Origin of the sequence: Bradyrhizobium sp. ISRA442 (assembly GCF_038085055.1) — a bacterium.
Lineage (GTDB): Bacteria > Pseudomonadota > Alphaproteobacteria > Rhizobiales > Xanthobacteraceae > Bradyrhizobium.
This window is the reverse complement of the sequence record NZ_JALGCN010000018.1, coordinates 26220-49021: the sequence shown is the minus strand read 5'-3', so window position 1 is coordinate 49021 and position 22802 is coordinate 26220. Positions and strand designations below refer to the sequence as shown.

General features: G+C 64.7%; 21 protein-coding genes. 12 read left to right on the top strand and 9 right to left on the bottom strand.

Going from position 1 to position 22802, the window contains the following annotated elements:
- Positions 1–247 precede the first annotated feature (247 nt).
- From MTR72_RS29500 to MTR72_RS29480, 5 genes are all read left to right on the top strand, one after another.
- A complete protein-coding gene (locus MTR72_RS29500) occupies positions 248–1996 on the top strand; it encodes a type I secretion system permease/ATPase (protein ID WP_280966946.1) in 1749 nt (582 codons plus the stop codon).
- Positions 1993–3327: an HlyD family type I secretion periplasmic adaptor subunit gene (locus tag MTR72_RS29495; RefSeq protein ID WP_280966945.1), complete on the top strand. Its 1335-nt coding sequence runs from the start codon at positions 1993–1995 to the stop codon at positions 3325–3327. The genes MTR72_RS29500 and MTR72_RS29495 overlap by 4 nt, the downstream gene beginning before the upstream one ends.
- Before the next feature lie 216 nt (positions 3328–3543).
- Positions 3544–5046, top strand: coding sequence for an AMP nucleosidase (locus tag MTR72_RS29490; protein WP_280966944.1), 1503 nt, complete (start codon positions 3544–3546; stop codon positions 5044–5046).
- 139 nt (positions 5047–5185) lie between these two features.
- Positions 5186–5812 (top strand): tetratricopeptide repeat protein, encoded by a 627-nt coding sequence (locus MTR72_RS29485; protein WP_280966943.1) that lies wholly within the window; start codon positions 5186–5188, stop codon positions 5810–5812.
- A 142-nt stretch (positions 5813–5954) separates the two neighbouring features.
- A complete protein-coding gene (locus MTR72_RS29480) occupies positions 5955–6230 on the top strand; it encodes a DUF1488 family protein (protein WP_280966942.1) in 276 nt (91 codons plus the stop codon).
- 292 nt (positions 6231–6522) lie between these two features.
- Here MTR72_RS29480 and MTR72_RS29475 read toward each other — a convergent pair whose 3' ends face one another.
- Positions 6523–7005 (bottom strand): CinA family protein, encoded by a 483-nt coding sequence (locus MTR72_RS29475; protein ID WP_280966941.1) that lies wholly within the window; start codon positions 7003–7005, stop codon positions 6523–6525.
- A 155-nt stretch (positions 7006–7160) separates the two neighbouring features.
- On the opposite strand from MTR72_RS29475, the gene MTR72_RS29470 reads away from it, so the two are divergent.
- From MTR72_RS29470 to MTR72_RS29460, 3 genes are read left to right on the top strand one after another with little or no spacing between them, the layout of a single operon-like run.
- Positions 7161–8219 (top strand): amidohydrolase family protein, encoded by a 1059-nt coding sequence (locus tag MTR72_RS29470; protein ID WP_280966940.1) that lies wholly within the window; start codon positions 7161–7163, stop codon positions 8217–8219.
- Positions 8220–8242: 23 nt separating this feature from the next.
- Complete coding sequence (locus MTR72_RS29465; RefSeq protein WP_280966939.1) at positions 8243–9352, top strand: amidohydrolase family protein; 1110 nt, start codon at positions 8243–8245, stop codon at positions 9350–9352.
- Positions 9352–9765, top strand: coding sequence for a Rieske (2Fe-2S) protein (locus MTR72_RS29460; RefSeq protein WP_280966938.1), 414 nt, complete (start codon positions 9352–9354; stop codon positions 9763–9765). The genes MTR72_RS29465 and MTR72_RS29460 overlap by 1 nt, the downstream gene beginning before the upstream one ends.
- A 124-nt stretch (positions 9766–9889) precedes the next feature.
- Here MTR72_RS29460 and MTR72_RS29455 read toward each other — a convergent pair whose 3' ends face one another.
- Both MTR72_RS29455 and MTR72_RS29450 read right to left on the bottom strand, forming a co-directional pair.
- The gene (locus tag MTR72_RS29455; protein ID WP_280966937.1) at positions 9890–11221 is read right to left on the bottom strand and encodes an MFS transporter; all 1332 of its coding nucleotides are present in this window, start codon (positions 11219–11221) and stop codon (positions 9890–9892) included.
- A 141-nt stretch (positions 11222–11362) separates the two neighbouring features.
- A complete protein-coding gene (locus MTR72_RS29450) occupies positions 11363–12262 on the bottom strand; it encodes a transcriptional regulator GcvA (protein ID WP_341511634.1) in 900 nt (299 codons plus the stop codon).
- Positions 12263–12372: 110 nt separating this feature from the next.
- Between MTR72_RS29450 and MTR72_RS29445 the strand changes: the two genes are divergently transcribed.
- Positions 12373–12576, top strand: a complete 204-nt coding sequence (locus tag MTR72_RS29445) for a DUF1127 domain-containing protein (RefSeq protein ID WP_280966935.1) — start codon at positions 12373–12375, stop codon at positions 12574–12576.
- A 64-nt stretch (positions 12577–12640) separates the two neighbouring features.
- Positions 12641–13264, top strand: a complete 624-nt coding sequence (locus tag MTR72_RS29440; RefSeq protein WP_280966934.1) for a GNAT family N-acetyltransferase — start codon at positions 12641–12643, stop codon at positions 13262–13264.
- A gap of 97 nt (positions 13265–13361) precedes the next feature.
- Here the strand turns inward: MTR72_RS29440 and MTR72_RS29435 are convergent, their stop codons facing one another.
- Both MTR72_RS29435 and MTR72_RS29430 read right to left on the bottom strand, forming a co-directional pair.
- Positions 13362–14192 (bottom strand): enoyl-CoA hydratase, encoded by an 831-nt coding sequence (locus tag MTR72_RS29435; protein WP_280966933.1) that lies wholly within the window; start codon positions 14190–14192, stop codon positions 13362–13364.
- A gap of 115 nt (positions 14193–14307) precedes the next feature.
- The gene (locus tag MTR72_RS29430; RefSeq protein ID WP_280966932.1) at positions 14308–15009 is read right to left on the bottom strand and encodes an SDR family NAD(P)-dependent oxidoreductase; all 702 of its coding nucleotides are present in this window, start codon (positions 15007–15009) and stop codon (positions 14308–14310) included.
- Positions 15010–15251: 242 nt separating this feature from the next.
- Here MTR72_RS29430 and MTR72_RS29425 point away from each other — a divergent pair, with 242 nt between their 5' ends.
- Together MTR72_RS29425 and MTR72_RS29420 are read left to right on the top strand one after the other, a co-directional pair.
- The gene (locus MTR72_RS29425; protein WP_280966931.1) at positions 15252–17036 is read left to right on the top strand and encodes an acyl-CoA dehydrogenase family protein; all 1785 of its coding nucleotides are present in this window, start codon (positions 15252–15254) and stop codon (positions 17034–17036) included.
- A gap of 88 nt (positions 17037–17124) precedes the next feature.
- Positions 17125–18213: a Zn-dependent alcohol dehydrogenase gene (locus MTR72_RS29420; RefSeq protein ID WP_280966930.1), complete on the top strand. Its 1089-nt coding sequence runs from the start codon at positions 17125–17127 to the stop codon at positions 18211–18213.
- Positions 18214–18355: 142 nt separating this feature from the next.
- Here MTR72_RS29420 and MTR72_RS29415 read toward each other — a convergent pair whose 3' ends face one another.
- The 4 genes from MTR72_RS29415 to MTR72_RS29400 form a co-directional block, all read right to left on the bottom strand.
- Positions 18356–18709, bottom strand: coding sequence for a nuclear transport factor 2 family protein (locus MTR72_RS29415; RefSeq protein WP_280966929.1), 354 nt, complete (start codon positions 18707–18709; stop codon positions 18356–18358).
- Positions 18710–18873: 164 nt separating this feature from the next.
- Positions 18874–20346 carry an amidase gene (locus MTR72_RS29410; RefSeq protein WP_280966928.1) on the bottom strand — a complete coding sequence of 491 codons (1473 nt, stop codon included), beginning with the start codon at positions 20344–20346 and terminating at the stop codon, positions 18874–18876.
- Positions 20347–20578: 232 nt separating this feature from the next.
- Positions 20579–21550: an iron exporter MbfA gene (gene mbfA / locus MTR72_RS29405; RefSeq protein WP_280966927.1), complete on the bottom strand. Its 972-nt coding sequence runs from the start codon at positions 21548–21550 to the stop codon at positions 20579–20581.
- A 66-nt stretch (positions 21551–21616) separates the two neighbouring features.
- The gene (locus MTR72_RS29400) at positions 21617–22780 is read right to left on the bottom strand and encodes an alpha/beta hydrolase (protein WP_280966926.1); all 1164 of its coding nucleotides are present in this window, start codon (positions 22778–22780) and stop codon (positions 21617–21619) included.
- Between the last annotated feature and the right edge of the window lie 22 nt (positions 22781–22802).

Genomic DNA, 22802 nt, shown 5'->3' with positions numbered 1-22802 from the left:
CAAGTCGGAACCCGGCGCCGCTTGCAGGCTGGGGAGGGCCGTTAAGCTTGGAAGAAAAAGCCGCGAGCCTGTGAAATTCCGGACTTGCGCACGTGCGCGGTCGGGGTAGATGATGAAGTACCAGTTTCTAGGATTTATTGACTGCATTGGACAAGGGCCGAAAACGCGGTGTTAATCCGGGTCAAGTAGCCCTGAAATTGCATTTTAGATCAGGGGCTTCGCCCATTACCCGAAAGAGATCAGACTGATGGCAGCCGTTCCCGGCTTTCGCCGTTCAGAGCTCAGTGACGCTTTGCGCGCCTGTCGCACGGCGTTCATTGGCGTTGGGCTGATGAGCTGCATGATCAACCTGCTCTATCTGACTGGGTCGATCTTCATGCTGGAGGTCTATGACCGGGTGCTGCCGAGCCGCAGCATCCCGACCCTGGTCGGCCTGATCATCCTGGCCGGCGGCCTCTATATCGCGCAGGGCGTGCTCGACATGATCCGCGGGCGCATCCTCGGGCGGGTCGGCACCGCGCTCGACGAAGCTCTCAACAAGCGCGTGTTCGACACCATCGTGCGCCTGCCGCTTATGATCGGTGGCCGCAACGAGGGACTGCAGCCGCTTCGCGATCTCGACAATGTCCGCGCCTTCCTCGGCGGCATGGGACCGAGCGCGTTTTTCGATCTACCCTGGCTGCCGCTCTATCTCGCCATCTGTTTCGCCTTCCACGTCCTGATCGGCGTGACCGCGCTGATCGGCGCCATCATCCTGGTGGGGCTGACGCTGGTCACGGAGTTCATGTCGCGCCAGCCGGCGCGCGAGGCGATGGGGCTCGCCGCACAGCGCAACGATCTCGCCCAGGCCAGCCGACGCAACGCCGAGGTGCTGGTGTCGATGGGCATGGCCGGCCGGCTGAACCAGCGCTGGAGCGAGGCCAACGAAAAATATCTCACCGGCAATCAGCGCGCGAGCGACATCGCTGGCGGTCTCGGTGCGGTCGCAAAGGTGCTGCGCATGATGCTGCAATCGGCCGTGCTCGCGGTCGGTGCCTATCTCGTCATCCACCAGGAGGCGACCGCGGGCATCATCATCGCCGGCTCGATCCTGGCGGCGCGCGCATTGGCGCCGGTTGATCTCGCGATCGCGCACTGGAAGTCCTTCGTCGCCGCCCGCCAGAGCTGGCATCGCCTCAGCCGGCTCTTGGAGCAGATGCCGGCGCAGGCGATGCCGACGCAACTGCAGGTGCCCTCCAGCCGGCTGTCGGTCGAAGGCGTCTCCATTGTGCCGCCGGGCGATCAGCGCCTCATCGTGCAGGACGCCACCTTCGCGCTGACCGCGGGCAATGGTCTCGGCGTGATCGGGCCGAGCGGCTCCGGCAAGTCGTCGCTGATCCGCGCACTCGTCGGCGTCTGGCAGCCGGTCCGCGGCAAGGTGCGGCTCGACGGCGCGGCGCTGGACCAATGGTCGTCGGATGTGCTCGGCCGCCATATCGGCTATCTGCCGCAGGACGTCGAACTGTTCGGCGGCACCATCGCGCAGAACATCAGCCGCTTTGATCCCGAGGCGACGTCGGACGGCATCATCGCCGCGGCCAAAGAGGCCGGCGTGCACGAGATGATCATCAAGATGCGCGAGGGCTATAACACGCAGGTCGGCGAGCAGGGCGCTGCCCTCTCCGCAGGCCAGGCGCAGCGCGTCGCGCTGGCGCGCGCGCTCTACGGCAATCCGTTCCTGATCGTGCTCGACGAGCCGAACTCCAATCTCGACACCGAGGGCGACGAGGCGCTGACCCGCGCGATCCGCGCGGCGCGCGAACGCGGTGCCATCGTCATCGTCGTGGCGCACCGGCCGATCGGCGTCGAGGCGGTCGACCAGATCCTGGTGCTGCGCGATGGCCGTGTGCAGGCCTTTGGTCCCAAGGAGCAGGTGCTGGCCCAGGTGCTGCAGCCCCGTGTCGCGCCGCCGGCGCCGATCAAGATCGTCAGCGAGGGCGGAGTGACCAAGCCATGAGTACGATGACGATTGGCGGCACGAAGCCCGGCGCGAAGCAGGGCGTGCGGCATTCGATCAGGTTTCACCTGATCCTCGGGCTGTCGATCATGCTGATTCTGGCCGTTGGGCTGGGCGGCTGGGCATCCACGATGCTGATTTCGGGTGCGCTGATCGCGCCCGGGCAGATCGTCGTCGAATCCAACGTCAAGAAGGTACAGCACCCGACCGGCGGGGTTGTCGGCGAGGTGCGCGCCCGCGATGGCGACGTGGTCAAAGCCGGCGACATCGTAGTGCGGCTCGACGATACCGTCACCAAGGCGAACCTTGCCATCGTTACCAAGAATCTCGACGCCGCACAGGCGCGCGCGGCGCGGCTCCAGGCCGAGCAGCGCGGCCTCGACCAGATCCAGTTCCCGCAGTCGCTGCTCGATCGCGTCGCCGATCCCGACGTCAGAACGCTGATCGCCAGTGAAAGCAAGCTGTTTGACGTTCGCGTCAACGGCCGTGCCGGCCAGAAGGCGCAGCTTCGCGAGCGCATCCAGCAGCTCAATGAGGAGATCGAAGGTCTCTCCGCCCAGGAAAAGGCCAAGGACAGGGAAATCGCCCTGGTGCAGCAGGAGCTCACCGGCGTCCGCGATCTCTACGACAAGCATCTGGTGCAGCTCTCGCGCCTCACCACGCTCGAGCGCGACTCCGCCCGCCTCAACGGCGAGCGCGCGCAATACATCGCCTCGCGGGCGCAGGCCAAGGGCAAGATCACCGAGACCGAGCTCCAGATCATCCAGGTCGACAAGGACATGGTGAGTGAGGTCTCCAAGGATCTGCGCGAGACCAACGACAAGATCGGCGAGTTGATCGAGCGCAAGGTCACCGCCGAGGACCAGCTCCGCCGCGTTGACATCCGCGCGCCGCAGGACGGCATGGTGCTGCAATCGACCGTGCATACGGTTGGCGGCGTCGTCACCGCGGGCGATACCCTGATGCTGATCGTGCCCCAGTCCGACGATCTCCAGGTCGAGGCCAAGGTCAATCCGGTCGACATCGACAAGCTCCAGATCGGCCAGAAGACGCTGCTGCGCCTCTCCGCCTTCAACCAGCGCACCACGCCCGAGCTCAACGGCCTCGTCAGCCGCGTCTCGCCCGACGTCACCACCGACCAGCGCACCGGCCAGAGCTACTACACCATCCGCGTCTCGATGCCGCCGGAAGAGATCGCCCGCCTCGGCGACGTCAAGCTGATCCCCGGCATGCCGGTCGAGGCCTTCGTCCAGACCGGCGACCGCACCATGCTGTCCTACCTGATGAAGCCGCTGCACGACCAGCTCATGCGCGCCTTCCGAGAGAAGTGACGCGCAGCGTCATTTCCGATCTCGTAGGGTAGGCAAGGGCGCGCAGCGCCGTATCCACCGACCGTCCCGGCGGCAATCACGGCTTTCCACTCGTCATGGCGAGCGCAGCGAAGCAATCCAGTCTGTCTCCGCGGAGAGATTCTGGATTGCTTCGCTGCGCTCGCAATGACGGCGCGGCTTTATTCTTGCTATACTCCGACGCCAAGCGGCTCTTCAATGAAACTTGGCGCCAACATGCATCCCATTCCCATCCAATCCCCGCCGTCCATCGCCAGCGAATCCTTCAACGATGCGGACGCCGCCGTCGCCCGCCTCGAAGAGATCTACGAACGCAACACGAAATTCTTGCGCGACCGGTTCGAGGCCTATGTCAACGGCGAGACGATCACGACGCACGCGCGCGCCTACTACCCGTTCGTTCGTGTCACCACCGCGACGCATGCACGGCTGGATTCGCGTCTGTCTTACGGCTTTGTCGCGGGACCGGGCGTGCATGAGACCAGCGTGACGCGGCCCGACCTGTTCCGGCGCTATCTGACCGAGCAGATCGGGCTCTTGATCCAGAACCATGGCGTGCCCGTGGAGATCGGCGAGTCCAGCGAGCCGATCCCGATCCACTTCGCCTATCGCCGCGACATCAATATCGAAGCCGCCATCGCCAGCGGCGAGACGTTCCCTGTCATGCGATCGCTGCGCGACATGTTCGACGTGCCGGATCTCGCCGCCATGGACGATGCGATCGCCGACGGCACGTTCGAGCTACAGCCAGGGGCGCCCGAACCGCTCTCCCTGTTCCGGGCGGCTCGCGTCGATTACTCGCTGCGACGGCTCTATCACTACACCGGCACCGATCCCGAGTATTTCCAGAACTTCGTGATCTTCACGAACTATCAGTTCTATGTCGACGCCTTCGCGCAGTTTTGTGAGCAGCGCCTCCAGTCCGGCGAGGCCGGCCTTGAGGCCTTCGTCGCGCCCGGCAACGTGATCACGCGCAATGGCGGCGGAACGACCGGAGTTGCGCCCGAGCGCACGCCACAGATGCCGGCCTTCCATCTCGTCGCGCCCGACTATCGCGGCATCACGCTGATCAACATCGGGACAGGCCCGTCCAATGCGCGGAACGTCACCGACCACGTCGCGGTGCTGCGTCCGCATGCCTGGCTCATGCTCGGCCATTGCGCCGGCTTGCGGAATACGCAGCGGCTCGGCGACTACGTGCTCGCCCACGGCTATGTGCGCGAAGACCACGTGCTCGATCGCGAGCTGCCGCTGTGGGTGCCGATCCCGGCGCTGGCCGAGATGCAGGTCGCGCTCGAGGAGGCGGTCGGTGACGTCACGGGCCTCGAGGGGTTTGAGCTCAAGCGTCTGATGCGCACGGGAACGGTGGCGAGCGTTGACAATCGCAATTGGGAAATCAGCGGACCCGCAGTGATCCGGCGCATGTCGCAATCGCGCGCCGTTGCGCTTGACATGGAATCGGCGGCGATCGCGGCCAACGGTTATCGCTTCCGCGTCCCCTACGGCACGCTGCTCTGCGTCTCCGACAAGCCGCTGCACGGCGAGATCAAGCTTGCGGGCATGGCCAGCGAGTTCTACCGGCGCCGCGTCGGCCAGCATCTCGAGATTGGTCTGAAGGCGCTGGAGCGGCTCAAGCAGCAGGAATCGGAAAGACTGCATTCGCGCAAGCTTCGCAGCTTCGCCGAGGTGGCATTTCAGTAGTCTTCCGTGGTCGGAAGGGCAGAAGGACTGTCGTACGGATGCTGACGTCTCCGTGAGCATGCAGGCATCGCGGAATATCGCCGCGAGGGCAGGGTTATCACGTCGTCCGGGGCCGCTTGGATCGAAACAGGAGACAGAAATGATCACAGCGATGATCAGGGTCGTCGTGCTGGGAACGTTTGCAGCGGCGCTGCTTGCTTCGCCGACGTTTGCCGCAGGCGGTGGCGGAGGCGGCGGTGGTGGTGGCGGCGGTGGCGTCAGCAACACCGATCCCTATGCCGGTGCCTATTCGGACCAGAAAGCGCAACCGCAACCGACCTATCCGCGACGCTCCGGCACCAAGGCAACCCATAGGGGCAAGAAGCCCACCAATCAGTCCAGCATCGGCGATCCGGCATTCGCGGCCGGCTACCGCGTGGCCTATGACACGATCTATGAGCGCAACGACTACGCGGCCGCGATCGAGCAATTGAAGGCGCTCGGCCATGACGACCATCCGAATGTCGCCAATCTCATTGGCTACTCCTATCGCAAGCTCGGCGACTACAAGCAATCGCAGGTCTGGTACGAGCGCGCACTGAAAGCAGATCCGAACCACGTGCTGACCTGGCAGTATTATGGCCTGTGGCAGCTCGAGCAGGGCAATCGCGAGCAGGCGCTGTATCATCTGAGCCGGATCGCCGCTATTTGCGGGACGGATTGCGAGGAGTACAAATCGTTGGCCGCTGCGCTGGAGAAGCCGACCGGCACGGCGTTGGTCTATTGAAGGTGAGCCAGCTCGTGGGGCCGCGTGCGGGCGCGCACCCGTCGAGGCGCTCGGCATAACTGCCACCTCACTTGGCGCGCATGGTGACAAGAGCCGAGATTTTCAGCATTGTCCCGTTCGGGGGCGCGAACGGGACAATTGGATGCCGCTGACGCGCGACAAGATCGTGGGCCATGATCTGGAACGGCTGGCTTTTCGTTTCACCATGCTAAACGACGGCGACGTCGTGCAGTGTCAAATCAGCGATGCCGCCATGGATGAGCTTGCGGGCATGCAGGGCACCGAAAGCAGCGCCCGCCAGGCGCAGTTCCTGTCCTTGCGTGAGACCATCGAACGGATCGCGTCAGATCTCTACGACGAGGCGCCGCGGTTCAAGGGTTATGTGGTGCGGATTTTCATGCGGCATTTGGGGAGGTAGGCGCAAGGCCTTCCCAACGTCGTCCTAGTGAAAGCCAAAACGACATCGAGGATGGACGCACCTCACTCTCCGCTGTCATCGCCCGGCTTGACCGGGCGATCCAGTATTCCAGAGACGGTTGTGATTGAATCGATAGGCCGCGGCGTACTAAATGCCCCGGTCCCAGCTCCGCCAAGGCTACGCCGGGCCACGAGGGTGCTCGGCCGCCGAAGCTTTAGCGAAGGCGGCAAGCCGGGGCATGACAGCGCGATCTGGGGTGATGTCGTGTCGATTTACCAGAGTGGCGATGCGATCACCGCTCCAAATTCTTCAGCAGCAACTTCAACGCCGTCGCCGCGAACGTTTGCATGTTGACGAAGCGGTCGTTGTTGCCTGTTTCGAGGGTCATCACCTCCGCCGCAGGGCCCGCAACCGCCATGCAGCTATGGCCGGCGGCATCGCCGTAGCGGTTGCCGGTCGGGCCGGAGGCGCCGGTCTCCGATAGGCCCCAGTCGCAGCCGAAGCGGCTGCGCATTTGCTCGGCGAGGAGCTTTGCGTAAGGCTCCGAGGCCGACCGAAAGCCTTTCATGCCGTCGTCCGAAATATCCATCAGGACGCGCCGCGCATCGCGCGTGTAGACCACGGCGCCGCCGAGGAAATAGGCCGATGCGCCCGGCACCGCGAGCAGGCTTGCCGAGATCAGACCGCCGGTCGAGGATTCCGCCACCGCAATGGTCTGTTTGCGTGCGATCAGTTTTGCGGCGACCTGTTCCGCAATGCCAATGAGCTCCTTCATTCCTGCACCTCATCTCCGCAACCGAGCTGCGCCTTCCTAGCATATGACAGCGGCCTTGGCCGAGTTGCAGGGGCCGAACAGGCCTGCTTGAATGGCGGACGCAGGACGGCGCGGCAGTAGCGCTGCGAGAAGAGGAAACGTGAAGAGGAGACGTCATGACGTCCCTGATCGCCGGCGGTGTGGATTGCGACGTGCACCCGGCGGTGCCGCATCTGACGAGCCTGTTGCCCTATCTGAACGACTACTGGCGCGACCAGGTGACGACGCGCGGCATGGTCGACCTCGTCTCGCAATCCTATCCGCAGAACTCGCCGATCACGGCGCGCGACGACTGGCGTCCCGAAACCGGCAAGCCCGGCTCAAGTCTCGAGGACATGCAGCGCCATGTGCTCGATCCCTTCGAGGTCAGCCACGCCATCTGCAATCCGCTCTACGGCGTGCAGATGGTGTTTTCCGAGGACATGCAAGCCGCCTTCTGCCGCGCGCTGAACGACTGGCTGGCGAAGGAGTGGCTCGATCGCGACAAGCGGCTGCGCGGCTCGATCGTCATCCCGACGCAAAGCGTCGAGAAGTCCGTCGCCGAGATCGAGCGCTGCGCGCAGGACCGGCGCTTCGTGCAGGTGTTGATGCTGGTGATGGGCGACGTGCCGCTGGGAAAGCGCGCGCTATGGCCGATATATGAGGCGGCGGAGCGGCTGGACCTTCCCATCGGCGTCCACGCCGGTTCCGCCTATCACAATCCGCCGACCGCGGTCGGGTGGGGTTCCTATCACATCGAGGATTATGTCGGTCAGGCCCAAGCGTTCCAGGCCCAGCTCACCAGCCTGATCGTCGAAGGCGTGTTCGCCCGACATCCCCGGCTGAAGATGGTGATGCTGGAATCCGGCGTCTCCTGGCTGCCGCCCTATCTCTGGCGCCTGCACAAGTTCTGGCGCGGCGTACGGATGGAGACGCCCTGGGTCGATCGCGCGCCGCTGGAAATTGTGCGCAGCAACATCCGCTTTTCGTTACAGCCATTTGACGCGCCGCCAGAGCCGGCGACATTAATTCGCCTGTTTGATCATATGCAGTCCGACGAATTGGTCCTATTCTCCACGGACTATCCGCACTGGCAGTTCGACGGCCAGGCTGCGCTGCCCGAAGGTCTGTCCCCCGATCTCGTGCGCAAGATCATGATCGACAATCCGCATGCAACCTATCCCCGCCTGACTTAGCCGCTGCCAAAGGAGGCAAGGCGATGAATATCCAGTTCCGCGAGAGCTCCGAAGCCGCTTCCCCCCTGACCGCCAAAACCGCGATCGCGGACTGCGACATCCACCCGGCGCGCGCGACCCGGACCGAACTCTATCCCTACCTCGCCAAACGCTGGCAGCATCATCTCGAGATCTACGGCGTCCATGCCTATCAGGGCATGATGGAAGGCCCGCCCTACCCGAAAGCCCAGCCCAACGCTTCGCGCCGCGACGCCTATCCGCCAGAGGGCGGGCCGCAAGGTTCCTCGCTCTCCTTCATGCAGACGCAGCATCTCGATCCCAACAACGTGCAGCTCGGGGTGCTCAATCCGCTCAACGCCGGACAGGGCATCCGCAATCACGAGCTCTCGGCCGCTCTGTGCTCGGCGATCAACGACTGGCAGATCGACAAATGGACCAGCAAGGACAAGCGGCTGAAGGCCTCGATCGTCGTCGGCAATGAGGACGGCCTGTCGGCCGCTGCCGAAATCCGCGAGCGCGCGGGTGACAAGAACTTCGTCCAGGTGCTGCTGCTCAGCCGCAATGTCGAGCCGCTCGGCCAGCGCCGATACTGGCCGATCTACCAGGCTGCGGAAGAGGCCGGCCTACCCGTCGGCGTCCACGCCTTCGGCTTCGGCGGCAACCCGATCACGCCTTCGGGCTGGCCGAGTTACTACATCGAGGAGATGGTGGGCCATTCGCAGTGCCAGCAATCGGCACTTGCGAGCCTCGTGCTGGAGGGCGTGTTCGAGCGCTTCCCGAAGTTGAAGATGGTGATGATCGAGGCCGGTTTCGGCTGGGCGCCGTCGCTCGCCTGGCGGCTCGACAAGGCCTGGCAGCGACTGCGCAGCGAGGTGCCGCATGTGAAGCGGCCGCCATCGGAATATATCCGCGAACAGGTGTGGTGGACCACGCAGCCGATGGAGGATCCGGAGCGGCGCGAGGATCTGTTCGACGTCATCAAGTGGATCGGCTGGGACCGGCTCCTGTTCGCCACCGACTATCCGCACTGGGATTATGACGAGCCCTCGCGTGTGCTGCCGCCGGGGGTGAGCGATGCCAATCGCGAGGCGTTCTATCTGGGCAATGCGCGGAAGCTGTACGGAATCGATTGATGGCGCGTCATGTGATTGCGCCGGTCGACGAGCTCCCGCCCGGTACGCGGAAATTCCTGGAGATCGACGGCCGGCCGATCGCGGTCTTCAACATCAAGGGCGAATATTTCGGCCTGTTGAACCGCTGTCCGCACCAGGGCGCGGCGCTGTGCGAAGGGCCGCTGATCGGGCTCGCGCAGTCAAAGGACCCCGGCGAGATCGAATACACCAAGCTGGGCGAGATCATCCGCTGCCCCTGGCATGGATGGGAGTTCGACGTCCGCACGGGACAATCCTACTGCGACCCCCGCCGCTTCCGCGTGAAGGCGTATCCGGCCCATGTCGAGCCGGGCGCCAACGTGGTGAAGGGACCGTACGTCGCCGAGACGATCCCGGTGCGGGTCGAGAGCGACTACGTGGTGGTGGAGCTGTAACCCCAACCCCCGGCATTCCGGGGCGCCTCGAAGAGGCGAGCCCGGAATCCATTTCTCGTAGCGCTGCTGTGGCACTATGGATTCCGGGCTCGATGCTTCGCATCGCCCCGGAATGACGATGGGGCTAGTGGCCAGCCACCGGCTCCGCCACCGGATCGTACGTCGCCACCGCCTTGGCGCCGCCGCGATAGACGGTCGATGCTGCGATGATGCCGAGTACGGCGGCGAACATCAGCCAGAAGCCGGGCGAGGCCTTGTCGCCGGTCCGCTCGATCAGCCAGGTTGATGCGAATGGCGTGAAGGTGCCGAACAGAGCGGCAGCAAGCGCAAAAGCGAGCGAGAAGCAGGTGGTGCGCACATGCGCCGGCACGATCTCGACCAGCGCGCCGAGCATGGTGCCGCTGTAGACGCCGAAATAGAACGAGAACATCATCTCGACCGCGAGCAGCTTGCCGAAGGTCGGCGCTGCCACCAGCCAGTGCAGCGCCGGATAGGCGGTGACCAGCGAGAGGCAGGCGATGGTCAGCAGCACGGGCTTGCGGCCGATGCGATCGGAGACCGCGCCGCCGACCGGATTCCAGATGAAGTTGGTCACCGCCACCAGCAGCGTGACCAGCAGCGCGTCGTGCGTCGACAGCTTCAGCACGTTCTTGCCGAACGTCGGCGTGTACACCGTGACGAAATAGAACGTCGTGGTGGTCAGGATCGCGATCATCATGCCGAGGATGACGATGCGCCAGTTGGCAACCGCGGAGGAAAACACCTGCGCCGCGGTCGGATGTTTCTTCATCGCCAGGAATTCCGGCGTCTCCTGCAGCGTCCGCCGCAGGAAGAAGATCAGCGGGATGATCAGGCAGCCGACGAAGAAGGGAATGCGCCAGCCCCAGGCGGCGACGGTGTCGGCCGGCATCACTTCGGAGAGAATGTAGCCGAGGATGGACGCCACGAAGATCGCGACCTGCTGGCTCGACGACTGGAACGAGGTATAGAAGCCGCGGTTGCCTGGCGTCGAAATCTCCGCGAGGTAGACCGAGACGCCGCCGAGCTCGACGCCGGCGGAGAAGCCCTGCAACAGGCGGCCGAGCAGCACGATGATCGGCGCGGCAATGCCGATGCTGGCGTAGCTCGGGCAGAATGCAATCACCACGGTGCCGGCGGCCATGATGCCGAGCGTGACGATCAGGCCCTGGCGGCGGCCGATACGGTCGATATAGGCCCCGAGCACGATCGCGCCCACCGGCCGCATCAGTGCGCCCAGCCAGAACACGCCGAACGTGTTGAGCAGCGAAGCCGTCTCATTGGTCGAGGGGAAGAACGCCTTGCCGATCGCGGCGGCATAGAAGCCGAACAGGAAGAAGTCGAACTGCTCGAGGAAATTGCCGCTCGTCGCGCGCAGGATGGCGCCGATGCGCGACTTGATCTCGGGTGGATTGGTTGAATTGGCCGGTCCAGCCATGGCGTTGCTCCCCTATAGACGTGGCCGGACCGGAACTCATTTTCACGGCAGGCACAGATTGATGCTGCGACAATCTGTCCTACCCCTTGTCGTGCGGGGCGCTGCGAGTCAACCGAATTTGCTGCAGAAGCTGATGGTTTTTCAGGCTTTATTCTGCGCTGCCGCGACCACCCATTGGCGGAAGGCGGCAAGCTTCGGCGCTACGCGGCCGCCGTCCGGCGCGACCAGATAGAAGCCGGCATCCGCCGGCAGGGCGATCTTGAAGGGCACCACGAGGCGGCCCTTGGCGATGTCGTCCTGGACGTAGGAAGTCCGCCCCATCGCAACCCCGATGCCGTCGATCGCCGCCTGGATGGTCATGAAGATCATGTCGAAGGTGATGCCGGGCTGCTTGGCGAGATTGGCCGGCAGGCCCGCGGCCGTCAGCCAGAGCCGCCAATCGTCGCTGTTGGCGTTGGATGTGTGCAGCAGCGGATGGTCTCTCAGGTCCTCCGGTCGACGCAGCGGCTTGTCACCGCGGAGCAGCGACGGGCTGCACACCGGGAACAGCTCATCAGCCATCAGCCAGTCGGCGCGCAGGCCCGGCCACTGGCCGCGGCCATAGCGGATCGCCGCATCGACATTGTCGCGCTGGAAGTCGACGAGGCTGGTCGAAGTCGTGATGCGCACGTCGATGCCGGGATGCGCCTCCTGGAAATCGGTCAGCCGTGGCAACAGCCATTTCGCGGCGAGCGAGGCCAGCGTCGAGACCGTCAGCACCTTGTCGTCGTCCTTGCGCAGCAGCCGGTCGGTCGCCAGCCGCAGATCGTTGAAGGCAGCGCGCACGCCGGGCAGGTAATCCCGCCCCTCCGGCGTCAACGCGAGCGCGCGGTTCTGCCGGACGAACAGGCGGATGCCGAGCTCCTCCTCGAGCCGCCGGATCTGATGGCTGATCGCGGTCTGGGTCACGTTCAGCTCGGCCGCGGCCAGCGTGAAGCTGAGGTGGCGCGCGGCGGCCTCGAATGCCCGCAATCCGTTCAGGGATGGCAATCTGGCAGTCATTTGGCAGCAGGATTCATGAGTTTAATTCATGCGAAAAGGTACAAATTGTCGTTTGTCGAAGTGCGTTTGCAGGCAGATATTACGCTCAAATTTAGCTCTAGGAGCTGAAAATGTCTACGTGCACCACCAATTCGATGACAAATCATCATGCGCCAAGCCTGATCTACCAGATCGGCGAGACCCTTCATGTCTGGCACGAGCGCTATCGGACCCGGCGCGAGCTCGCCCAGTGGACCAGCCGCGATCTTCAGGATGTCGGCCTGTCCTGGAGCGATGTTGCCTTTGAGGCTGAGAAGCCCTTCTGGCGGGCCTGAACGGCAGCTAGGCCGGCGCCGCCTGATCAGGGGCGCCGGCGGTCCTTTTTAAAGGGCACGCGTCATGAGCACCCTTCGCCTCGGCGATCTCAGGCAATATTCGGATACGCTGCGCACGCGGCATGGCGACGCCCTGACCGTGCGCTTCGTCGAACCGCGCGACACCGATGAGCTTCAGCACTATTTCCGTTCGCTCTCGACGCGGTCCCGCTACAACCGCTTCTTCGGCGCGATCAGCGAATTGCCCAAGGGGCTGCTGCACGACTTCCTTCAGGTCGGCGAGCGCGAGCGCTTCACGATCGTCGCAAGCGTGATGGTCGACGGCTTCGAGACGATCGTCGCCGAAGCGCGCTACGCCTTCCATGCCGAAACCGCGACACTCGAATTCGGCCTGTCGGTCGACGATCGCTGGCAGCGCCGTGGCATCGGCAGCGCGCTGCTCAAGAACCTGGAATGCCGTGCGGCCGCGCTCGGCGCCGAGCACATGTTCGGTGACACGCTCCGCTCCAACGACACCATGATCTCGCTCGCGCGCAAATCTGGCTTTGCCTTCACCAATCATCCGGACGACTGGAAGCTGGTGCGCTTCGACAAGGAGATCACGGTCGCGCCGAAGGACATTCCCTGCGCGAGCTGGCGCCTCGCCGCTCTTTCCCGTCAGGCCACAAGCCCCTCAGCCGCGGCCTGACCGCACTCCAAGCCCGGCCCTGGTGACCCAGGGCCGGGCTTTTTTTGACTCCACATCGAGCGCGATTGACGGAGGGCTGTCCACGGACGCGTGAGATTTACTTCCCCGTGAACGTTGGTTTGCGCTTGTCGATGAAGGCCTGCACCGCCTCCTTGTGATCGGCCGTCGTGGTCAGGCGGATCAGTCGCGCGGCCTCGTGGTCGCGGGCGGTCTCGAAATCGAACAGCAGGGCCTCATCGAGATTGTCTTTCATGTAGCGCAGCGCGAGGCGCGGGCCCTCGGCGAGCGATTTTGCCAGCGCAAAGGCTTCGGCCTGCAGCCTGTCATCGGGCACAACGCGGTTGACGAGGCCGATCGCCTCACATCTGGCAGCGTCGACCTTGTCGCCGGTGAACATGAGTTCGCGCGCCCGCGCGGTGCCGATAAGCCGTGTCAACAGCCAGGCGATGCCGTAGTCGCCGCTGAGCGCGACGCGAGCGTAGCCGGTGGCGACGAAGGCCGATTGCGCGGCGATGCGGATGTCGCAGGCCATCGCGATCGCGAGCCCCGCGCCGACCGCGGGCCCCGGCAGGGCTGCGATCGTCGGCTTGCGCACCGACACGAGCGCGCCGGTGAGCAGCCGCTGCCGCTCCTGCAGATCGGCGACCCTGTCGTCGAAGGACATTTCGAGCTTGGCCTTGTCGCGATGCGCGCCCATGCCCTTGACGTTGCCGCCGGCGCAGAACGCTTCGCCCGCGCCGGTGATCAGGAGCGCACCGACATTCGGATCCTCGCCGCAGGTCCGGATCATCGTGCGCAGCGCCGGGGTCAGTGCGTCCGACAGCGAATTGCGCGCCTCCGGCCGGTTCAGCGTGATCACCGCGACGCGGTCGCGGATGACGCAAAGAAGCTCGGTGGTGCCGGTGTCGATGGTGGTTTCGGTGGTCATCTCGCTCCCCTGCTCTTGTAGGGTGGGCAAAGCGAAGCGTGCCCACCGTTTGCTTCGTTGTCGTTGCTGGTGGGCATGGCGCTATGCGCCTTTGCCCACCCTACGGCAGTTCACCTCAAAACTTCTCCACCCAGGGCCGCAACTCCAGCTCCCAGCTCCAGGCGCTGCGCGGCTGCTGCAATATGTTCCAATAGCTCAGCGCGATCGCATCGGGATCGAGCATCGAATCCGGCTTGTCCTCCGCTTCGGTGCGCGCCGCGCTGCGGATGCCGCCGTCGATCACGAAATGCGCGATGTGGATGCCCTGCGGCGACAATTCGCGCGCCATGCTCTGCGCCAGCCCGCGCAGCGCGAACTTGCCCATCGCGAACGGGGCGGATTGGGCGTAGCCCTTGACGCTGGCGGATGCGCCCGTGAACAGGATGGCGCCATGCTTGTTCGGCAGCATGCGCTTGGCCGCCTGCTGGGCCACCAGGAACCCGCCATAGGCGCTGACCGCGATCGATTGCGCGACATCCGCCGGCACCAGGTCGAGGAACGGGCCGCGGGTCCGGCCGCTGGCGTTGTAGACGACGAGGTCGGGCGTGCCGATCTCGCGTTCGACGAGGCCAAACAGGCGCTCGACCTCCTCCGGCTCCGTCGCATTGCAGGCATAGGCTTTCGCGCCGGTCTCGGTGCAGAGCGCGCCGAGTTTCTCGATCTTTCGTGCGGCGAGCGCGACGCGCAGTCCCTGGCCGGACAGGAGCCGTGCCAGCGAAGCGCTCAATCCTTCACCGGCGCCGACGATCAGCGCGATCTTGTACTTTGGGTGATCCATGGTTGGTCCCTCGGGGATAAGAGCCGTTCATCTATGCATCATGCGCGCGGACAACCAGCGGACGCGCCGGACCGGGCGATCACAATTCCGCAGAGCGAATTGCTCCCTCGCGGCGGTCATGCCTCCCTGACAATTTGCGGCTTTAACCGTGTTGCCGTCTGGAGCATGATCCACATCATGCAACGCGGCAAGCGGGAAAGCAGCCGCTGATAATGCCGCGGGACGGAAACGAAGAGGTCATCATGCATCAGCCCATCAGTTCGCATCAGGCAGATGCAGCGGCAGGCCAGCCGGGCCTGCTCGCACCCGATACCACCGGCATGAATTTCTACCGTGCCGATCCGGCGCTGACGGATCTGTTGCGCATTCATCTGCCGGACACGTTGTTCCGTCACATCGAGCCGCACCTCGACCGGCTCGGTGAGCTTGCCGGCGGCCCTCTCGACGAATGCGCGCGTCTCGCCGACCGGCACACGCCGGTGCTGCATCAGCGCGACAAGTTCGGCCGCGACGTGCAGTGGATCGAGTATCATCCGGCCTATCGCGAACTGGAGAAGGCGGCCTTCGGCGAGTTCGGCATTCACGCGCTCTCGATCCGCAAGGGCATCATGGGCTGGCCGGACAAATATCCCGTCGTGGCCAAGCACGCCTTCACCTTCCTGTTCAACCAGACCGAATTCGGCATGGGTTGCCCGATCAACGTCACCGACGGCTGCGCCAAGTTGCTTGCAAGTTTCGGCGACGAGGCGCTGAAGGCGAAATATCTCGACGGCCTGACCCAGACCGATATGAGCAAGCTGACGCAGGGCGGTCAGTTCATGACCGAGAAGGAGGGCGGCTCGGACGTCGGCACGTTGACGACGCGTGCGGTCAGGGAGGGCGACCACTGGCGGCTCTACGGCGAAAAGTGGTTCTGCTCGAATGCGGATGCGAAAGTCGTTATGCTGCTGGCGCGTCCCGAAGGCGCCGGTCCCGGCACGCGCGGCGTCGGCCTGTTCCTGATGCCGCGATTCCTCGACGATGGCTCGCAAAATCACTACCGGATCGTGCGGCTGAAGGACAAGCTCGGCACCCGCTCGATGGCGTCGGGCGAGATCAAGCTGGAAGGCGCGATCGCCTATGCGGTCGGCAAGCTCGACCGCGGCTTCGTGCAGATGGCCGAGATGGTGAACTCGTCGCGGCTCTCCAACGGCGTCAAATCGACCGCCTTGATGCGCCGCGCCTATCACGACGCGATGACGGTGGCCAGGAACCGCGTGGTGTTCGGCAACCCCATCATCGACCTGCCGCTCGGACGGCGGCAGATGCTGAAGATCATGCTGCCGGTGGAGCAGGCGTTGTCGATGAGCTTTCTCACCGCCGACGCGCTCGATCGCGCCGAAGCGGGAAGCCAGGATGCCGCGGCACTGCTGCGCATCCTCACCCCGACGCTGAAATTCCGCGCCACGCGCGATGCCCGCAAGGTGTGCGGCGACGCGCTCGAGATGCGCGGCGGCATCGGCTATATCGAGGAATTCGCCACCGCTCGCCTGCTGCGCGATGCGCATCTCGGCTCGATCTGGGAAGGCACCGGCAATATCGTGGCGATCGATGCGCTCAAGCGCGCCGTTGGCCGCCACGGTGCCGAATCCGCGCTCGCCGCCGATCTGCATGCCCGGCTCGACGACAGCGCGTCCGTGCCGCAGGCCTGGCGCGATGGGCTGCGTGGCCTCTCCGATCGTGCCGTCGGCTTCGCGCGCGAGGTCGCAGGCAAGGCCGACAACGAGGCCGATGCGCGGCGGGCGACGAGCCTGCTTTATCATGTTGCAAGCGCGGTCGCGCTCGCCTGGGAGGCGCATCGCATCCACGAGGCGCGCGGCGATGCGCGCCGGCTGCTGCTTTCGCGGCTGGTGATCGATCATCGGGTGTCGCCAACCGACCCGTTCCGGCTGACGGAAAATGCCGCGCAGCAGAAGATTGCCGTACTGCTGCTGGGTGATCGTGCCGCCGGCATGAGCGAGGTTGGCGAACTCGTTCTGGCGGCGTAGGCTCATTGGGCCCGCGCTCGCGCTTCACCTCCCTATCGGAGAGGTGAAGACCCGCACTCAACGACATCATAACAACGAGGAAACACCGATGAAGGCCGCCGTCCTCTATGAAGTCAATCAGCCGCTCGTCATCGAGGATGTGAGCCTGCCCAAGCCCGGCCCGCGCGAGGTCCTGATCCGCACAGCGGTCGCCGGCCTCTGCCACTCCGATCTGCACTTCATGGAAGGCCTTTATCCGCATCCACTGCCCGCGGTGCTTGGCCACGAATCCGCCGGTGTGGTCGAGCAGGTCGGCTCCGACGTCACCTATGTGAAGCCGGGCGACCATGTCGTCACCTGCCTCTCGGTGTTCTGCGGCACCTGCGACAACTGCACGACCGGCCGCACGGTGCTCTGCACGGATACGACGGTGAAGATGCTGCCGGGCGCTTCCAACCGGATGCAATGGTCGAAGCCGGAGAAGCTGCACCAGTTCCTCAATCTCTCGTCCTTCGCCGAGCAGATGCTGGTGCACGAGAACGCCATCGTGAAGATCCGCAAGGACATGCCACTGGAGCTCGCCGCCCTGATCGGCTGCGGCGTCATCACCGGTTACGGCGCGGTGGTGAACACCGCGAAGGTCCAGGCCGGCGAGACCGTGGCGGTGATCGGCTGCGGCGGCGTCGGCATGGCCGCGATCAACGGTGCGCAGATTGCAGGGGCCGGCCGCATCATCGCCATCGACACAAATCCCGCAAAGCTCCAGCTCGCGACCAAGTTGGGTGCGACCGACATCATCAATCCGGCCGATGGCGACGTCGTGCAGCAGGTGCGCGATCGTACCAATGGCGGCGTGCATCATTCCTTCGAGGTGCTCGGCCGCAAGGAGACCGCGGAGCAGGCCTTCGGCATGCTCGCCGCAGGCGGCACCGCCACCATCGTCGGCATGATCCCGTTCGGGCAGAAGATCGAGCTGCACGGCTTCGACTTCCTGCGCGAGCGCAAGATCCAGGGCTCGTCGATGGGCTCGAACCATTTCCGGGTCGACATGCCCCGCCTGGTCGATTTCTACCTGCGCGGCCGGCTGCATCTGGAGGACTGGATCTCGGCCAAGCTGAAGCTGTCCGAAATCAACGAAGGTTTTGCCAACATGAAAGCCGGCAAGACGCTGCGCAGCGTGATTGTGTTTGATAGCTAGCATCAACGACGTGTCATCGCCCGGCTTGACCGGACGATCCAGTACGCCGCGGCAGTTGTCGTAAACCGCACGGCCACTGGAATACTGGATGCCCCGCTTTCGCGGGGCATGACAGCGGAGTGGTGGACATATCTCGCCCGCCTCACCGCGACACGTGCGCCGACACCGCGAGCCACTTGCCATTCTTCTTGGCCCAGCAGTCGGTGTAGCGGCCGGTGGCCTGCTGCCCGTCGGCCGTGGTGTAGCTCGTCGACGCGTGGATGATGGCGAAATCGCCCATGATGCGGATGATGACGTCGCGCTCGCGCAAGTTCCGGATCGCGATTGGCCGCGCCGTCTGTTCCAGGAAGCCTGCGCGATCGACCAGCGTCTTGTCGGGATTGGAGCAGTAGAAATCCGGCGCCAGGATCTCGTCGAAGCGATTGACGTCGCAGTTCTGCACGGACGCGACATAGTCGCGGTTGAGTGCGGTGAGCTCCTCCATGTCGTTGCTCATAGCGTTTTTCTCCTTTTTGTGATTCCGGGGCGCGCGAAGCGCGAACCCGGCATCTCGAAGTTAGTTGCGCCGTCATTGCGAGCGAAAGCGAAACAATCCAGGAATGATTCCGCGGACGCAGACTGGATTGCTTCGTCGCTCCGCTCCTCGCAATGACGAACGGACTAATCATCAAATGCCGGCGGCGGCGTGAAGCCGCCGAACTCGCGCTCAATCAGCTCGGCAAGTTTTAGCGGCGTGCGGTCCTCCAGCCACGGGCCGACGATCTGGACGCCGACCGGCAGTCCGTCCGGTGCAAAGCCGGTGGGGATCGCGGTCGAGGGCAGGCCGGGCAGGGTGGCGATGCCGGGCCACGCAAGCTGATCGGGATAGGCGTGCTCCTTGCCGTCGATTGTGATGCGCCGTTGCTCCTGCTCCGGCGAATGGTCGTGCGGAAAGGCCGGCGTCGGCATGACCGGGCAGATCACTGCGTCGAAGCTCTTGAACAGCTCGCGCCATTGCGCGCGCAGCCGCGTGCGCCCGCCATTGGCCATCTGCCAATCGCGATGGCTGAGCGCGATGCCGCGCAGCCGCTCCGCGGCGAGACTGTTGTCGCTCTCCGGCAGCGCGGCGGCGGCCGTCTTGGCGCCGGCATAGATGTCGGGCGCGAAGGTCGCACCCAGGAACGACATCAGCATGCGCATATAGAGCCGCGAGGAGGCGGCGAAATCCGGCAGCAGCGGACTGGTGCGCTCGACCCTGACGCCGGCCTTGGCAAGATCCTCGGCCAGCGTGTTGATTGTCCCGCGTATGGCCGCGTCGGTCGGCAGCACCGGATCGGTGTCGATCACCAGCACGCGGAAATCCTTCAGGGCGCCGTGCCGTGCCGCCGGCAGATCGAGCCGGTAGGCCTTGCCCACATCCAGCGGATCGGGCTCGGCCATCACGTCGAGCAGCAGCGACAGGTCGGCGGTGCTGCGCGCCATCGGGCCGATCACCGACAGGTCGCGCTCGAACGGTAGGGCCGGCAGCGGCGGTGGCGTATGGCCGCGCATCGCGACCAGTCCGAAGGTGGGCTTGTGCGCGTAGACCCCGCAATGGAAAGCCGGCACGCGCAGCGAGCCGCCAATGTCGGAGCCGATCGACAAGGGGCCGTAGCCCGCCGCAAGCGCGGCTGACGATCCGCCGGACGAGCCGCCGGGCGTGCGGCTGAGGTCATAGGGGTTGTTGGTGGTGCCGTAGATGTCGTTATAGCTCTGCCAGTCGCCGAGGCCGAGCGGCACGTTGGTCTTGCCCAGAATCACGGTGCCGGCGTCTTTCACCCGCGCGATCGGGAGAGCGTCTTCCTCGGCGATGAAATTCTTCTGCGCGGGAATGCCCCAGGTCGTCGGAAGCCCGGCGATGTTATAGGATTCTTTCACCGTCATGGGCAGGCCGAGCAACGGTTTCCGCTCGCCGCGCGCCAGTGCCGCATCGGCCTCGCGGGCGGCGGCGAGCGCACGATCGAAGTCGCGGACGCAGATCGCGTTGACCTTGCCGTCGTGACGCTCGATACGGTCGATCGCGTCCCGCGTGAGCTCGACCGCGGAGACCTTCTTCGCGGTCAATGCGGCCGACAGTTCGACCGCGCTCTTGAAACTCCATTCCGATTTGGCCACAACGCTTCTCCTTTCATCCTGGGAATGATGCGCAGTTTGGCCAAACGCTGCAACCGCCGTTTGACGGCGATTGCCATGTGAGCGAGACGTATCGGGAGTAAGCCACACAACAGATCGTGGTCATCGCCCGGCGTGACCGGGCGATCCAGTATGCCGCGGCTTGTCCGCATACGACTACAGTCTCTGGAATACTGGATGCCCCGCCTTCGCGGGGCATAACACGGAGGGCAACCTAAGCCGCCCCGATCAATATGCCGACGCCGAGCACGATCGCGCCGCCGAGCACGATCTGGAATACGGCCTGGAGAAATGGCGTGTCCATATAGCGCGCGCGGACAAAGGCGATCGCCCACAATTCGAAGAACACGACGATGCAGGCGATCGCTGTCGCGATCCAGAACGCGTTGGGCCAGGCATCGGGCACGAGATAGGGCATGGTGTGGCCGAGCCCACCAAGCGTCGTCATCGCCCCGCAGGTGATGCCGCGAAGCCATGGCGAGCCGCGCCCGGTCAGCGAGCCGTCGTCGGAGAGCGCCTCCGCAAAGCCCATGCTGATGCCGGCGCCGATCGAGGCGGCGAGTCCGACCAGAAAGGTCTGCCAGTTATGGTGCGTGGCGAAGGCGGCGGCGAATAGCGGCGCCAGCGTCGAGACCGAGCCGTCCATCAGGCCGGCGAGACCGGGCTGCACATATTGCAGCACGAACATCCGCCGCCGCGTGCGGTCTTCCTCGGCGCGCACGTCGGGCTTCAGGAATTCGTCCGTGAGCGCGATGGCGCGGTTCTCGTGATGCTTCTCCTCCTCGGCGAGATCGCCGAGCAGGCGGCGCACGCCGACATCGTCGGCCTGGTCGGCGGCCCGCGCATAGAAGCGCTCGGCCTCGAGCTCCATGGTCTCGACCTCCTTGCGGATCGTGTCGAGCGGCAGGTTCTTCGTCAGCCAGATCGGACGTCGCCGCAGGAAGCCCTTGACGTCCTCGCGGCGGATCGGCGGCAGATGCACCCCGAAGCGCTCCTCATAGAGCTTCAGCAGGCGATGCCGGTGATCGCGCTCCTCCTCGGCCATTTGTTCGAAGATCTTGGCCGTGTCCGGGTATCGCTCCTTCAGGTCCTCGGCGAAGGTCATGTAGATGCGGCTGTCTTCCTCCTCTGAGGAAATCGCGACCGCCAGCACCTCGCGCTCGGTCAGATCGGCAAAGTTCTTCACGACGGCCCTGCGACAAAGTTTAGAATGGTTCTAAACTATATAATGCGCTGCGGTTCCCGGGTCAAATCATGCGGCATGAGCCTTCGCCAGGAAGTCGATCACCAGCCGGCTCACCTCGGCCGGCTGCTCCTGCTGCACCCAATGGCCGGCGCCATCGACAAGGTGAAAGCCGAGCATGTTGGTGCAGACGCTGGCCCGCATGGCCTCCACCACGCCGGGGCGCTGATACGTACCCCAATCCTGCCTGCCCGAGATGAAGCAGGAGGGCACGTCGATGCTGCGGCCCGCGAACAGTTGCAACTCGTTATTGAAAGCGCCGGAAGTGCCGCAGCGATACCATTGCTGCCCGCCCTGAAAACCGGTGCGGCCGTATTCGGCGCTGTAGTAGGCGAGTTCGCGGTCCGGCAGCCAATGATTGGCGGCGATTGCGGCCGGCGACGGCATCTCCTTCGCCACCGTCTCCGCCATGGTCTCGCCAGCGTCCATCACGTAGTAGGTCGGCAGCTTTGCGAGCTCGTTCGCCGACCATGACTGCAGCGGATAGGGCTTGTTATCGATCCAGTCCGCACTCTTGTGATGATAGTAGGCGCGCAGGAAATCATGCACGCCTTGCGGCGCCTGATGCATGTCGGCATTCGCCGCACGCGTCGAATAGTACCATTGATAATGCTTGCGCGGGCGCGGCAGCGCAGCGAGCTCGCGATGCACGGGATCTTCGACGGGCGGCTTTGCCGGCGCGTCGACCGTGTCGAACGGCAGCGGCGGCGGCCCGCCGAACGGCGCGCTCATCATCACGACGGAGCGAAATACGTCGGGCCGTATCAGCGCGCACCAGGACGCAACCGGGCTGCCGAAATCATGCCCGACCACATCGACGCGGCTGTAGCCGAACGCCGCCACCAGCCCGAGCGCGTCGCGCACCAGGTTGAAGAGCCGAAACGGCGCGAGATCGCCGTCATAGTCCGCGCTCCATCCCGTCGTCCGGCCATATCCGCGCTGATCCGGCGCGATCACGTGATAGCCGGCCGCAGCGAGCACCGGCATCACCTTGCGCCAGGAAAAGGCGAGCTCGGGGAAGCCGTGCAATAGCAAGACACAGGGGCGCCCCTTGGTCTCGAAGCCGGCTTCGAGCGCATGCATGCGCAGGCCGTTGATGTCGTCGACGTAACGCGAGCGGATACCGGCGGGCAGGGGAATGTCGGGGAGAGCGGTGGTTGGCTGAGCGGTCAATCTATCCTCCCGTCATGGCCGG

Bases quoted from the DNA above. Each gene is read 5' to 3' on its own strand.
- MTR72_RS29450 (WP_341511634.1), bottom strand. From the start codon at position 12,262: ATGACTGCCAGATTGCCATCCCTGAACGGATTGCGGGCATTCGAGGCC.
- MTR72_RS29490 (WP_280966944.1), top strand. From the start codon at position 3,544: ATGAAACTTGGCGCCAACATGCATCCCATTCCCATCCAATCCCCGCCG.
- MTR72_RS29470 (WP_280966940.1), top strand. From the start codon at position 7,161: ATGACGTCCCTGATCGCCGGCGGTGTGGATTGCGACGTGCACCCGGCG.
- MTR72_RS29500 (WP_280966946.1), top strand. From the start codon at position 248: ATGGCAGCCGTTCCCGGCTTTCGCCGTTCAGAGCTCAGTGACGCTTTG.
- MTR72_RS29460 (WP_280966938.1), top strand. From the start codon at position 9,352: ATGGCGCGTCATGTGATTGCGCCGGTCGACGAGCTCCCGCCCGGTACG.
- MTR72_RS29440 (WP_280966934.1), top strand. From the start codon at position 12,641: ATGAGCACCCTTCGCCTCGGCGATCTCAGGCAATATTCGGATACGCTG.
- MTR72_RS29415 (WP_280966929.1), bottom strand. From the start codon at position 18,709: ATGAGCAACGACATGGAGGAGCTCACCGCACTCAACCGCGACTATGTC.
- MTR72_RS29425 (WP_280966931.1), top strand. From the start codon at position 15,252: ATGCATCAGCCCATCAGTTCGCATCAGGCAGATGCAGCGGCAGGCCAG.
- MTR72_RS29495 (WP_280966945.1), top strand. From the start codon at position 1,993: ATGAGTACGATGACGATTGGCGGCACGAAGCCCGGCGCGAAGCAGGGC.
- MTR72_RS29480 (WP_280966942.1), top strand. From the start codon at position 5,955: ATGCCGCTGACGCGCGACAAGATCGTGGGCCATGATCTGGAACGGCTG.
- MTR72_RS29430 (WP_280966932.1), bottom strand. From the start codon at position 15,009: ATGGATCACCCAAAGTACAAGATCGCGCTGATCGTCGGCGCCGGTGAA.
- MTR72_RS29420 (WP_280966930.1), top strand. From the start codon at position 17,125: ATGAAGGCCGCCGTCCTCTATGAAGTCAATCAGCCGCTCGTCATCGAG.
- MTR72_RS29455 (WP_280966937.1), bottom strand. From the start codon at position 11,221: ATGGCTGGACCGGCCAATTCAACCAATCCACCCGAGATCAAGTCGCGC.
- MTR72_RS29435 (WP_280966933.1), bottom strand. From the start codon at position 14,192: ATGACCACCGAAACCACCATCGACACCGGCACCACCGAGCTTCTTTGC.
- MTR72_RS29465 (WP_280966939.1), top strand. From the start codon at position 8,243: ATGAATATCCAGTTCCGCGAGAGCTCCGAAGCCGCTTCCCCCCTGACC.
- MTR72_RS29445 (WP_280966935.1), top strand. From the start codon at position 12,373: ATGTCTACGTGCACCACCAATTCGATGACAAATCATCATGCGCCAAGC.
- MTR72_RS29475 (WP_280966941.1), bottom strand. From the start codon at position 7,005: ATGAAGGAGCTCATTGGCATTGCGGAACAGGTCGCCGCAAAACTGATC.
- MTR72_RS29485 (WP_280966943.1), top strand. From the start codon at position 5,186: ATGATCACAGCGATGATCAGGGTCGTCGTGCTGGGAACGTTTGCAGCG.